Below are 12,435 nucleotides of genomic sequence, written 5' to 3'. Positions count from 1 at the left end.
GCCCGCCTCCGAATCAGCACATGTGCCCCGTGGGGAAAGGCGTATCCGCTGACGGGAATCCTGAACAACCGTCATTTCTTGTAACTAGTTTCTTGGGAGTCTGGAATCGTATCGGTTGCATTAGCGCGCGACCGGATATGCTCGCGAACCCAAGCCTCCACCAAGTCAAAATCGGCCGTTTCGCAGCCAGCGAATCGATGTATTAGAAGCAGGCTATGCGCTTATGGGTTGCAGAAGGCGCGGGCGTTCGTTGTCCATTTGCCAAAGCCGGTGGCAACCATGTTGGCTATCACCCTGCAGACATAGACCTTCTGCGCCGGATCGTTGTCGGGGCCGGCATGGTAGCGGGCGACGGCCATCGACCAAGTCTCGTGACGCGCATGCAGGCTGACCAGGAAGCGGGCCGCGTAGTCGACGTTCTGGCGAGGGTCGAGCATGTCCTCGACGCTGCGGAAATGCGAGGCATGGTAGTGATGGTTGATCTGCATGCAGCCGAGATCGATCAGTGTCTTGCCTTCGCGCCGGGCGTTGGCGAAGACGGCAAGCGCTTCGGCCCGGCTTCTTGGGAAGACGGCTTTCCCCTCTATATTCAAAGCGTTGGGTTGAAGGCTGCCCTTGTTGCCGGTCTCCGTCAACCCGACGGCATAGAGGATGCCGGCGGGCACACCATAGCGGTCGGCGGCACGCAGGATCTCGGGCTCGCAGGGATTGGTGGCGGCGCCGGCGCTGCTTGCTAGGCTAGATAAAAATATCGCCGCCAGCGCGCTCGCGAGAAGGCGAAGCGGCGCGGCCGTGTGCTTGCGCGTCATGATGGCTCCCCCTTGCGGATTGCTGACCCGATTGCTGGCCGCCGGGTCCACCATTGCCGCCGCTGGAATTTCCGGGCTGGAAGGACGATGGATCGCGGCCGGGTGCGGCGGTCGCGGAGGCGGTTGCATCCGTCCGGGTTGTAGAAGGAACTGCAATCGTTGGTTGCAGGATGGTGACCTTGTCCACCTCGAAGCCCAGCCCGCGCAGCGACTTCACGATCGCCTCGCTGTCGCTGGAAAGCCGACGATATGCATCGTGTGTTTCGGGCTTCAATTCAATCGACAGTTGTTCTCCGGAGAGCCGAAGATGGGCCGTGACCATGCCCAGTTCGGCCGGGTGAAGTTCGATCTTCAACACGTGTGTCGGAACAGCAACAGAGCCCGTCAACTGGGCGGTCGCTGAAACCGTGGGACGCGCCTGGTTCGGGCCGCCGTCGGCGGCTATTGCGCCGATGACATTGAGCGCGGCCTGGCTCATCGGTGCCTGTGGCGGCGCAGGGAAGCTGCGTTCGGAAACCACGTCGATGCGTGCGGTCGCCGAATGCTGCTTTCCGGGCTCGGACCGCAATGAGGACTGAAGGTCGGCGATGGATTTCAACTGGTGCGGCGCCTGTTTCGTCTCCACGCCCGGCATCTGGGCGGGCGCTTCGGGCTCAGGACCGGCCGCGATCGTATCGTCGTGTTTTGGCACGCCGGCGGCATCGCGGACGGGGTGACTGTCGACCTTGGTCAACGGCCCCTCGACCAGCGAAGCCCGCTCAGGCTTCGGGATGGGTTCGAGACCGTCGCTCCCGGCGACGGATGTCTGCCGAAAGGTCTTCGACGAAAGCTGTCCAACGACCGTCGGGCCCTGTCCTGTTTCGCTCGCGTTCGGGTCGGCCGACTTCGCCGACGTCGAAAAATGGCGCAGGTCATGAAATGCCATCAGCAACGGCAAATGCTCGTCGAGCGGCGTTGCGCCCGGTTCGGCGGCCGGCGCATCGGCATCGGCATCCTTGTCAGTCCCGGCATCCTTGGCGTCCTTCACGGATTTCGCGGCAGGCGATCCGGTCGGCGTGTTCCTTGCCTTGCCAGCGGGCATCGGCTCATCCTCGCCCGTCTTTGCCGCGAGGCCCGCGGCAAGTCTGCTCCAGCGCGGATCGCGGGAGCCTGCCTCAGCGGTTGGCTGCTTTTCCGAATTGGCGGCGCTCGCGCTGCCGTGCACCATCTTGCCGAAGCCGGTGTCGTCCTTCTTTCCGGGCGCGGCCGGCTGCTCGGCCGTGCGCGCGGCGGTAAATCCCGGGAGAGCCGGGCCGAGGCTGGGGGTCATTTCGGGGCGGCTCCAAGCATCTGGTCGATCAGGTCGAGCTGTCGACGGGTTTTTGTCATGGCGGCGTCGGTGGGATCGGCGGTGTCGGCGCCGGCCGAGGCCGCTGGCGCCGATGCCGGCAGGATGGTTGCCGCGTCCGTTGCGGGCGGGGTTGCCTTCGGCGCAGCCGGCACCGCGTTTGCGGATGGCGCGACGGCCGGCTGCTCGGAGACGGCACCCTCGACCGGCGGCAATCCGGCGGCGTCGGCGGTTGACGTGGCGGCAGCCTCGGGTTCGGTCGATGGCATGACCGATATGGGCGCCGGATTTGCTGCGGGAAGGGAAGCAGGCGGCGCCACCACTTCACCGGCGACGGCCTGGGCTGCGTCGAGCAAGGCGCGGTCGCCGTCCGACAATCTGCTGCGGTCGATCTTGCCCAGGTTGGCGCGTACGTCCTCGATGGTGTCGGAGGTCACCGTGGACAGGCTGGAATAGAGCAGGGCGCGCGGATCGCCCTGATTGGTGTTGCCGTCGCGACCCTGTTCGGCGCGTGCCGATGCGAAGGCCGACAAGTCGGTTATGCCGTCAATCGCGGCGCGGCGCGCGATGCGCAGATAGATCACCTTCTCCCGTTCGGTATCCATCATCGAGGTGATGTCGGCAAGCTTGTCCTGACTGATCGACATGTGCAATGCGATGACGCCGGAGACGAAGGAGTCGGCGAACTGGCTGGCGTAAGGCGAATAGAGATAGCGCTCGACATATTGGGTGGAGGCAAGCGCGAACCGTGCCGCGTCGCCTTGCGTCACGGCAATGCCGACCGAACGCCGCAACGCTGCTTCCTCGACCAGCGTGCCAGGGCTGAGCAGCTTGGCCTCATCGAGCAGCGCGAGCGCTGCCGCCGGCTGGTCCGTGGCAAGTAGTGACCCCTTGACCAAAGCGAGGAAGGCGCCGAGGTCGCCTGGCAGGGTCATCGGGTCGATCGACCCCAGGGCTTCGATCGCTGCACCGGGCCGGCCGTTCAGATAGTCGATCACCGCTTTGGCTATGGCAAGGTTCTGCGGATCGGGTGCGGCCCGCGACACGGCGGCCTCGACGGTCACCGGATTGCCGCCGCTCATGCCGTAGACCAGCAGCGCGCGAAAATTCTTGGGGTCCTTGAAATCCTCGGTATCCGCGGCGCGCAGCCGCGTATCGGTCATCTCGAGCAGCTTGGCCTGCATGGGCATCGCGGCATGATCGCCTGCCGCGATGCGGTCCTGGACAAGCTGCAACGAGCGCACCAACTGATAAGGCTGCAGCGTATCCTGGGCGAGGCCCGCCGATGGATACGCCGCGGCGGCCAGCAGCAACAGGCCGGTCAGGCGGCTGGTGAGCGCCGCCCGGTTCATCCGCCGGTCGCCATCAGGATTTCGATGCGGCGGTTGACCGCCGACATCGGATCCGCGGGATCCTTGGGCTGGCGGTCCGCGAAGCCGGCAACCTCGGTGATGCGACGATCATCGACGCCGCCACGCACGAGCATGTAATAGGCCGAGTGCGCGCGCGCCGTCGACAGCCGCCAATTGTCGTAGCTGGCGCTGCGGAAAGGCCGCGCGTCGGTGTGGCCGTTGATGCTGATGGTGCCCTTCTGGCTGTTGACGATGCGGCCGATCTTTTCCATCGCCAGCACCAGTTCACGGCTCGGCACCGCCGACCCGACCTGGAACATGCCGAAGTCCAGCTGATCGGTGATCGAGATGACGACACCTTTGTCGGTGGCTTCGACCGAGACACCGTCATGCAGCTTGTCACCGGGCTTGAAGGCATCGGCGAGCTGCTGCTTGACGTCGGCAGCCGCCTTCAGCGCGGCGGCGGTCGGAGCCTTGTCCGCCGCTTCGGTTTTTGCGGCTTCCTGCTTCGCGACCGTCGTACCCGCCTTGGCGGCATCGGCGGCCTTGCCGTCTCCAGCTTCGGCGTTGCCCGCGTTGGCATCGGCGGCCTTGGCATTGCCAGTCTTGGCATTGCCAGTCTTGGCCGTCGCCGCCGCGGCGTCCTTGGCATCCCCGGCCAGGGGCTCGAGCGGTGCGTCATTGGTGGGCGGTGCCGGCGGCACGGCCTTGACCTTGGCGACCTGTGTATCGGCAGCCTTGTCGCCGGACTTGAGCGGGTCGCCCTCGATCCTGGGGCGCTGGGCACTCGCCTCGGCGCCGGGCGCTGCGACCTGCTGCGACCAGAAGTCAGGCTCGAAGGGATCGCGATAGGACGCGCCGCCCGAGGCGCCCGTCGCCGGGCCGGAATTCTGCGCGCCGCCATCGCCTTTCTGGCTGATATTCTGCATGACGCCGGTATCAGCGGCGATTTCCGAGAGCACGGCGTAAGGGTCGGCGAACAGATGATCGTCCGATTGTTGCGGTTGCTGCGGCTCTTGCTTTTCCTGCTTGCGATCAGATGAACCCGCCTCGCCATTGCCGCCCTGACCAGCCTTGGCCTTCGCCGGTTGCGGGTTTTGCGCCGTCGAGCCCATCGCGTTCGGGCCATCGCCAAGGTCCTCCAGACCTTTACGGCTCGAATTGCGGTCGACCAGCTTTACGGGGTTGAAGTAGCTGGCGACGGCCGCCTTGGTCTGTTCGTTCGCGGCATTGATCAGCCACATGACCAGAAAGAAACACATCATCGCGGTCATGAAGTCGGCGAAAGCGATCTTCCAGACGCCGCCGTGATGACCTTCGTCGTGATCACCATGGGCATGCCGCACGATGATGATCTCGTGAGGGTGCGCGTGCCCCGCATCGGCGACGCTCATGACAGGACCTCGGAAAGGGTTGCCGACCATTCGGCCATGCGCGTCTCGAACACGGCCTCGTCGATAGTGACCGTCAGGTCGAAGCCGGGCGCCTCGGTGAAGTCGAGGTTTTCGGCACGAGGTCCAAGCGATGCCCTTAGCGTTTCGAACAGCGAGGGCGGCCCGCGGACGGCAATGCGCACCGCTTCGCTATCGCCAACGGCTTCGCGGACCGCGCCGGCAAGCGCTTCGAGCGAGCGCTTCTGCAGATCGTCGCTGACGATGCCGCCGATGATGCGGGCGACCGTGGCGGCGACGAGATCCGTCACGCGCGCCTCCATGGCGTCGATGCGCGACGAGACCTTCTTGCCGACATCGCCGCCGAAGCTGTCGAGAAAGGCCTTTGCTTCCTCGGCATTTGCCTCGCGTTCCGCTTCCAGCGCTGCTTCATGGGCCGCGGCAAGCCGTTCGCCGAGCATTGCCTCCGCCTGGGCAACCGCCTCGGCGATCAGCGTGCCGATGTCGGCCGGCGGCGTCGCCGGCTCGGGCTTGTGCTCGGCCGCGGCCTGGGGTTGGCTCGGGCGTTGCGCCCGCGTGCCGAAGTCAGGGAGAAGATCGAAGAGGGCTGCGGAGGGCATGGTCTACGCCGCGACTTCCTGGGCCGCCCATTTGCGCAGGATCTGCGCGGTGCGTTCCTCGTTGATGTCGACCATGCGGGCAAGCCGCTCCTGCGGGGCCGGCCTGATCTTCTGGCGCAAGTCGTCGAGCGGGGTGGCGCCGGCTCGCGTGCCGGGCAGGGCGCCAGTGGCAACGCCTGCATCGGCGGAGGCGGCTGCCTCTGGGGTCGGCAGCGAGCGCTGGACTTCATCGAAATTCGGGCCTGCCATGGCCGGCGTCGCCTTTGCCGTCAACGCGGCCGCCATAGGCCGCAGGCCGAAGAAGGCGACCAGGAACACCACGACGATGAAGGCGCCGGCATTGATCAGCGTGCCGGCATGCTGGCCGATGGAATCGAGCATTCCCGCCTGTGGCACCGCCACGCCGTCCAGCCCGTCGATGAACTCGACGGCCGAGACATCGATGACGTCGCCGCGCTTGTCGTCGAAGCCGGTGGCGGAACTCACCATCTTCTGGATTTCGGCGACGCGTTTGGCGATCTGTTCCGGCGTCGCGTCCTTGCCCAGGATCGCCTTCAGCCGGTCCTGGTTGACGACGACGGCGATCGACATCTTGGTGACGGTGTAGCCGTTGGAGATGGTGGCGATCTTCTTGGAGTTGATCTCGTAATTGGTGATCTCCTCCTTGCGGTCGTTGGCCGAGGAAGTTTGGGGACCTTCAGTGCTGGCCGCCTGGGTCTCCGGCAGGTTCTGCTCGACGCTGGCCGGGGTCGAGGCTTGCTTCTGGTTGCTGTTTTCGTTGGCACGGACCGACTGCACCGAGCGCTCGACGCGGGAATTCGGATCGAAGATCGTCTCTTCGGTCTGTCGGGTGTCGGTGTTGACGTCGGCCTTGACGCTGGCGCGGAAATTGTCCGGGCCGAGATAGGGGGTGAGCGCGCGGCGGATGTTGTCGCCGATCTGCGCTTCCACGGTTTGTTCTACGCCGAGCGTGCGCGCGGCGCTGGTGTTGGAGGGGTCGTCGCCGGCTGCAAGGAGATTGCCGTTGGAATCGAGCACCGTCACCTTGTCGGCGGACAAGCCTGGGACGGCGGCGGCGACGAGATGGCGGATCGACATGGCGCTCTTCTCGGCGTCGATGCCGGCGTAGCGGATCACGACAGAGGCGGAAGGTTGCTGTTCATCGCGGCGGAAATTGGCGCGCTCGGACATGACGATATGGACGCGCGCCGCCTTGATGCCTGATATCGACTGGATGGTGCGGGCGATTTCGCCTTCCAGCGCACGTACCCGCGTGATCTGCTGCATGAAAGAAGTCAGGCCCATCGCGCCGACATTGTCGAAAAGTTCGTAGCCGGCATTGGCGCTGGTCGGCAGGCCCTTTTCGGCAAGCAGCATGCGCGCCTGGGCCGTGGTGCCGGCAGGCACCAGCACGGAGGTTCCGTCGGCGCCGACGTCGAAGCCGATGCCGGCCTCGCCCAGCACCAGGCCGATCTGGTTCACGTCGGCGCGGTCGAGACCGACATAGAGCGTGTCGTAGGCTGGGCGGTTGAGGTAAACCGAGGCGATGCCGATGACGCCCATCACCAGAACGGCGATGCCCGCCAGCATGGCGAGGCGCTTCACGCCAAAGCTGCGGAGATTCGAGATGATGCTCTGGATCTGTTCCGGCACGGTTGAGCGACTCCCAGCATGACTATCCGCCGGAACACTAGCCCTCGAAGCTTGTGCGAAAATGAAATCGGGCCGCGCGTTTGGCGCGCCCCGACGGTTGGAAGTGGAGGTATGCCTCAGTTAAGTCCGAACTAGCCGTTCTTGAACAATGACAGGATCGATTGCGAGGAGCTGTTGGCGATCGACAGTGACTGGATGCCGAGCTGCTGCTGCACCTGCAGAGCCTGGAGACGGGTCGATTCCTTGTTCATGTCGGCATCGACGAGCTGGCCGACGCCGCGGTCGATGGAGTCCATCAGGCTCTGCGTGAACGTCTTCTGCAGGTCGATGCTGCTCTTGGCTGCACCGAGGATGGTGGCGGAGTCGGTCAACTGGCTCATCACCTTGTCGATCTTTCCGACCATCTGGGTGATGATGTCGTCGGTCACGCCGGGCGCCGTTATGTCGAGATTGTAGGCGGAAACATTGTCGATCTTGGCGGGGGTGCCCGTTACCGCGGCCTGGCCGGCGGTGTTGGCGGCCATATCCGTTGCTCCACCCGAGATCGCGGCCGCGTAGGCGGTATCATATTCGCTCTGGGCAGCGGCTGTGGAATAAACGGAAGTCTGACGGTCGAGCGTGCCGTAGTTCTTGACGTCCGTCGCGAGGCCGGAATCGAATAGCTTGGTGCTTTCGACATCAACATCGATCGTTCCGAGCGAGATGGCGCCTGACGAGGAGCGATTGAACGAGGATACGATCTGGGCGTCGGGCTGCACACCGTCATTGGCGGCCGCGACCTGCTTGGACGTCACCGAAAGATAATTCGAACCCGAAAAAGTGGCGGCGTCGGCGAAGGATTTCATCTGCGCCTGAAGCGCGGTGATTTCGGTCTGCGTCTTTGCCTTGTTGGCATCGGTCTGGCCAACGGTCGAAAGCAATTTGGTCTTGAGCTTGCCGATCGTATCCAGCGCATTGTTCATGCCGGTATAGGCGGTGTCGACCTTCGAGGCGCCGAGGCCGAGCGCGTCCTGCACCGTCGAGAGAGCCTGGTTGTCGGAGCGCATCGTTGTGGCGATCGACCAGTAGGCGGCGTTGTCAGAGGCCTCGGAGACCCTGTAGCCGGTCGAGATACGGGCCTGTGTTTGCTCAAGCGATTTGTTGGTGGCGTTAAGGCTTTGAAGTGCTGTCAACGCCGCAGCGTTTGTCATGATGCTCGCCAAGAAACTCGCTCCTTTTCCCTGGCCGGTCTTTCTTGAAAACCGGCGTTGCCCTCGCAGGCCGGATCGGCCTGTCCATGGATTGCCATCGTGCCTGATCCGGCCGATTCGCAATCCGTTGTAAGCTATTGGTTAACCATGACTAGCGCCTTATGGTTAACGACCTCTTAAAGGCCTGCTTTCGAGAGTTAAGGAACGAGGATTGCGTGAGCCTTGAGCGAACGCAAATCGGGCCGCGCTTTTGGCGCGGCCCGATCTATGAGAATTGTGGATGAGCTGAAGTCGATTAGCGGAAGAGCGACAGGATCGACTGCGACGAACCGTTGGCGATCGACAGCGCCTGGACGCCGAGCTGCTGCTGAACCTGCAGGGCCTGGAGGCGCGTCGATTCCTTGTTCATGTCGGCATCGACAAGCTGGCCGACACCGCGATCGATGGAGTCCATCAGGCTCTGCGTGAAGGTCTTCTGCAGGTCGATGGAGCTCTTGGCGGCGCCGAGCGTGGTGGCGGCGTTCGTCATGTCCTTCAGCGCGGCGTCGACGACCTTCATCTGGTCGGCGATCTGCGCGTCGCTGAAGCCCTTGCCTGCGGTCGAGTCGAAGACCTTCAGCGTTGCGACCGAATAAGTGTCGAGCCCGTTGACGTTGGGAGCAGCGCCTGCCGTCGGGTTCTGTGTGGTGGTCGTAATGGCGCCGGTGCTGCCGAGGCGGTCGGCGTCGAGGATGCCCTTCGCCGTGCCTGCGGTGGTGCCGGCTTCATAGAGCTTCGTGCTTTCCACATTGACGTCAATCGTGCTGATCGAAGAGGCGCCCGAAGCGTCGCGATTGAAGGCCGAAACGATCTTGACGTCGGCTACGGCCGTGCCGGTGCCGCTGTCGACGGACAGCATGTTGGTGCCGGAGAAGGTGGCGCCATCGGCGTAAGCCTTCAACTGCTTCTGCAGAGCCGCGATTTCGGTCTGCGTCTTTCCCTTGTCGGCATCCGTCTGGCCGTAGGAAGCGACCAGCTTGGTCTTGATCTGGTTGATGGTGTCGATCGCGCTGTTCATGCCGGTATAGGCGGTGTCGACCTTCGAGGCGCCGAGGCCGAGTGCGTCCGAAACGGTGGACATGGCCTGGTTGTCAGAACGCATCGTGGTAGCGATCGACCAGTAAGCGGCGTTGTCCGAAGCCTGGGAAACGCGATAACCCGTGGAGATGCGGGCCTGGGTGGTGTCGAGATTCTTCTGGGTGGCGCTCAAGCTCTGCAGAGCGGTCAACGCCGAGGCGTTGGTCATGATACTGGCCATGGCTACTCGTACCTTGTTTTACAGGGTGTTTTTTGCATACCGGTTTGTCCGGTATGACGGAGCGGCATCATGCCAATGACCGTTGCGTTTGGGTCACCCGCCATCTGCGAGCGACTATGGCGGCGAGTTCCTACCAAAGGACTAAACTCGACGGTTAATCGAAAATAATTCGGGAGAAAATCCGATGATGCGGCCCCCACCGGTTCCTCCGGTCAGCGATGCCGGGTGCCGAGCACGGCGATCAGGTGAAAGAGCGCACCAAGCTGCCGACGAGCAGATTCCAGCCGTCGATCAGGACGAAGAACAGGATCTTGAACGGCAACGACACCACGGTCGGCGGCAGCATCATCATACCCATCGCCATGGTGATGGTGGCCACGATCAGGTCGATGACCAGGAATGGCAGCACGATCAGGAAGCCGATCTCGAAGCCGCGCCGGATTTCGGAGATCATGAAGGCAGGTACCAGGATACGCAGATCGACGGTCTCCTTCGCGACGACCTGGCCGCGCTCTCGGGCGAGGTCGGCGAAAAGGTCGAAATCCTTGTCGCGCACGTTGTGCAGCATGAAGGTGCGGAATGGATCGGAGATCTTCTCGAAGGCCTCTGCCTGACTGATCTGGTTGTCCATCAACGGCTTGACGCCGGTGTTCCAGGCCTGATCGAAGGTCGGCGCCATGACATAGAAGGTCATGAACAGCGACAGCGAAATGAGGATGAGGTTCGCCGGTGTCGATTGCAGGCCGATGCCCGCACGCAGGATCGAGAAGGCGATGACGAAACGGGTGAAGCTGGTCACCATGATCAGCAGCCCGGGCGCCACCGACAGGACGGTAAGCAGGCCGAACATCTGAATGATGTAGCCGACGGTGGTGCCATCGGCCTTGCCGATGCCGCCAAGGTCCAGTTGCTGGGCCGCCGCGACCGAGGTGGCGGCACCGATCAGCGCCGCGGCAAGAAGGAATTTTCTCATTCGAGCAGCAATGTCCTGATAAGAACCTGTTTGACGTGCCCCTGACTGCGGATCGAGGCGCGTTCGTCGAGATCGGCCTTCAGATGCTGGTAGCCGCTGGCGCCTTCGATCTGGTGCATCTTCAGGGTCCGCACGTAGGCCAGAAGGTCTTGGTGGATGTCCTCCGCCAAGGCTGGGGGTTGTGGGGCGTCATAGACCACCGACACCTCCATCCTGATCCAGGTGTCGGCTGGCGAGGCGATGTTGGTGGTGATCGGCGCCAGCTCGATGAGCGTTGGTCCGGCACCGGGCTGCTGCGCTTCGGCGGGTTTGGTCGCCTTGCCGTCGTTCTCCGGCGCCGCCGTTACTGATTTCGGTGCGTCGGCGCCCTTGAGATAGCCGCCGGACATCCAGCCCACGCCGATCGCGGCAGCCGTAACCAGGAGCAGCATGGCGCCCTGGACGGCAAGGGAAGGACCCTTGCGAGGCTGAACCTGTTCGACGTTGGCCACGGTGCTTTGTTCCCCAATCCCCAGAATGCCAATAGCTAGAACGGAAGAACCTGGTCGAGGACCTGCTGGCCGTAAGCCGGTTGCTGGACCTCGCTTATGCGACCGCGTCCGCCATAGGAGATGCGTGCCTCGGCGATGCGTTCGTAAGGAATTGTGTTCTCGGCGCCGATGTCGGCCGGCCGTACGATGCCGGCGATGGTCAGCACCCTGAGTTCGTAATTGACGCGCACTTCCTGTGAACCCCTGATCATCAGATTGCCGTTGGGCAGCACGTCGGTGACGACCGCGGCGACGTTGAGTTCCAGTGTTTCCGACCGCTTGATCTCGCCATCGGCGGTCGTGTCCGTTTGGGAGTTAAGCGCGCCCGAACCCTTGCCGGCGGTGCTGCCGAGCTTGTCCCATTGCGCACTCATGTCGAAGCCGAGCTTACGGTTTGCAGTGCGGCTTCTGTCGTTCTGGTTCTTGAAGTTGGCGCGGTCGTTGATGCTGATTTTAACGGTCAGGATGTCGCCTTGCTGGAGCGCCCGCTGATCGGTGAACAGCCGGCTCTGCCGATCGTCCCACAGCGAGAATTTTTTCACCGGCTGCGGTGGGGTTTCCGGGTATTTGTAGAGCGAGCCGGTGCTGCCGCCGTCGATGCCCGAGCCAACGGGAGACAAAGCCGGTTCCCTGCCGACCTCCTTGAGATTGGTGCCGCAGCCGGACAGGGCTGCGACCGCGCACAGGATGAGCACTCTGCGGATCATGACGGATCTACCCTTCGGGCTGCGCTGGCCATGATGCCGGTGAGCGCCGCCGCCGCCTTCTGGTCCATTTCGTTGAGAATGACGCTGGCTTTGCGTGAGTCGAGCTTCATCAGGATGGCCGCGGCCAGGTCGGCGTTGACGATTGCAAGGCGCTCGGCCGCGGCATCCGGCTTCATGCCGGCATAGATCTTGACGACGCCGTCCTCGGCCCGGGCCAGGAAGACCTCGCGCCGCTTCAGCCAGGTTTCGTATTCGGCTTTCTTCTCGTCCAGCGCTTTCATGCGTTCGTCGATGCCGGCCTGGAGCTGCTTCAACTCCTCCGCCTGCAAGGCATAGCGGCGGTCGCGGGCGGCGTCGGCGATGTTGGAGCAGAAGCGCTCGATCTCGCTCTGGTCCGGCGCTTTCTCGCGCGTCAATTGCTGCGGCGCCACGGCGGGCTGTGCGGCGGGCATGACCTGGCGAACGGCGTCCTCACCGTGAGCGCCGCCGCCGAAAACGGACATGGCCCCGAGAGCCACGGCCGCGAAAAGCGTGACGCGGGAGCTGCGCCTTTTGTGGGGTGAGAGGGGAGGCATCATCGGCATCG

At 63.7% G+C, this 12,435-nt stretch carries 12 protein-coding genes; all 12 read right to left on the bottom strand.

Annotated elements, in window-relative coordinates; all coding sequences use genetic code 11:
• Positions 1-221 precede the first annotated feature (221 nt).
• Positions 222-809: a transglycosylase SLT domain-containing protein gene (locus tag LB556_RS04550; RefSeq protein WP_224564517.1), complete on the bottom strand. Its 588-nt coding sequence runs from the start codon at positions 807-809 to the stop codon at positions 222-224.
• Entirely contained in the window at positions 739-1,836 is a 1,098-nt protein-coding gene (locus LB556_RS31830; RefSeq protein ID WP_224564515.1) for a flagellar hook-length control protein FliK, read from the bottom strand. The genes LB556_RS04550 and LB556_RS31830 overlap by 71 nt, the downstream gene beginning before the upstream one ends.
• 278 nt (positions 1,837-2,114) lie before the next feature.
• Positions 2,115-3,488: a chemotaxis protein MotC gene (locus LB556_RS04540; RefSeq protein WP_224564513.1), complete on the bottom strand. Its 1,374-nt coding sequence runs from the start codon at positions 3,486-3,488 to the stop codon at positions 2,115-2,117.
• Positions 3,485-4,882 (bottom strand): MotB family protein, encoded by a 1,398-nt coding sequence (locus LB556_RS04535; protein WP_224564511.1) that lies wholly within the window; start codon positions 4,880-4,882, stop codon positions 3,485-3,487. The genes LB556_RS04540 and LB556_RS04535 overlap by 4 nt, the downstream gene beginning before the upstream one ends.
• Positions 4,879-5,499 (bottom strand): hypothetical protein, encoded by a 621-nt coding sequence (locus tag LB556_RS04530; RefSeq protein WP_224564509.1) that lies wholly within the window; start codon positions 5,497-5,499, stop codon positions 4,879-4,881. The genes LB556_RS04535 and LB556_RS04530 overlap by 4 nt, the downstream gene beginning before the upstream one ends.
• Before the next feature lie 3 nt (positions 5,500-5,502).
• Positions 5,503-7,152, bottom strand: a complete 1,650-nt coding sequence (gene fliF, locus LB556_RS04525) for a flagellar basal-body MS-ring/collar protein FliF (protein WP_224564494.1) — start codon at positions 7,150-7,152, stop codon at positions 5,503-5,505.
• Between the two features lie 131 nt (positions 7,153-7,283).
• Positions 7,284-8,354, bottom strand: a complete 1,071-nt coding sequence (locus LB556_RS04520) for a flagellin (protein WP_224564491.1) — start codon at positions 8,352-8,354, stop codon at positions 7,284-7,286.
• A gap of 283 nt (positions 8,355-8,637) precedes the next feature.
• Positions 8,638-9,639, bottom strand: coding sequence for a flagellin (locus LB556_RS04515; RefSeq protein WP_224564488.1), 1,002 nt, complete (start codon positions 9,637-9,639; stop codon positions 8,638-8,640).
• A gap of 241 nt (positions 9,640-9,880) precedes the next feature.
• Complete coding sequence (gene fliP, locus LB556_RS04510; protein WP_224564486.1) at positions 9,881-10,612, bottom strand: flagellar type III secretion system pore protein FliP; 732 nt, start codon at positions 10,610-10,612, stop codon at positions 9,881-9,883.
• Positions 10,609-11,103, bottom strand: coding sequence for a flagellar basal body-associated FliL family protein (locus tag LB556_RS04505; protein WP_224564483.1), 495 nt, complete (start codon positions 11,101-11,103; stop codon positions 10,609-10,611). Before LB556_RS04505 ends, fliP begins: the two co-directional genes overlap by 4 nt.
• 35 nt (positions 11,104-11,138) lie before the next feature.
• Positions 11,139-11,849 carry a flagellar basal body L-ring protein FlgH gene (gene flgH, locus LB556_RS04500; RefSeq protein ID WP_224564467.1) on the bottom strand — a complete coding sequence of 237 codons (711 nt, stop codon included), beginning with the start codon at positions 11,847-11,849 and terminating at the stop codon, positions 11,139-11,141.
• Complete coding sequence (locus LB556_RS04495) at positions 11,846-12,433, bottom strand: MotE family protein (protein ID WP_224564465.1); 588 nt, start codon at positions 12,431-12,433, stop codon at positions 11,846-11,848. Before LB556_RS04495 ends, flgH begins: the two co-directional genes overlap by 4 nt.
• Positions 12,434-12,435: the final 2 nt, after the last annotated feature.

This window comes from Mesorhizobium sp. ES1-4, assembly GCF_020164745.1.
Classification (GTDB): Bacteria; Pseudomonadota; Alphaproteobacteria; order Rhizobiales; family Rhizobiaceae; genus Mesorhizobium.
The sequence above is the reverse complement of the archived record's forward strand: the minus strand, read 5'-3'. Positions and strand labels throughout refer to the sequence as shown.

Bases quoted from the DNA above. Each gene is read 5' to 3' on its own strand.
- LB556_RS04550 (WP_224564517.1), bottom strand. From the start codon at position 809: ATGACGCGCAAGCACACGGCCGCGCCGCTTCGCCTTCTCGCGAGCGCG.
- LB556_RS04540 (WP_224564513.1), bottom strand. From the start codon at position 3,488: ATGAACCGGGCGGCGCTCACCAGCCGCCTGACCGGCCTGTTGCTGCTG.
- LB556_RS04535 (WP_224564511.1), bottom strand. From the start codon at position 4,882: ATGAGCGTCGCCGATGCGGGGCACGCGCACCCTCACGAGATCATCATC.
- LB556_RS04530 (WP_224564509.1), bottom strand. From the start codon at position 5,499: ATGCCCTCCGCAGCCCTCTTCGATCTTCTCCCTGACTTCGGCACGCGG.
- LB556_RS04515 (WP_224564488.1), bottom strand. From the start codon at position 9,639: ATGGCCAGTATCATGACCAACGCCTCGGCGTTGACCGCTCTGCAGAGC.
- fliP (WP_224564486.1), bottom strand. From the start codon at position 10,612: ATGAGAAAATTCCTTCTTGCCGCGGCGCTGATCGGTGCCGCCACCTCG.
- flgH (WP_224564467.1), bottom strand. From the start codon at position 11,849: ATGATCCGCAGAGTGCTCATCCTGTGCGCGGTCGCAGCCCTGTCCGGC.
- LB556_RS04495 (WP_224564465.1), bottom strand. From the start codon at position 12,433: ATGCCGATGATGCCTCCCCTCTCACCCCACAAAAGGCGCAGCTCCCGC.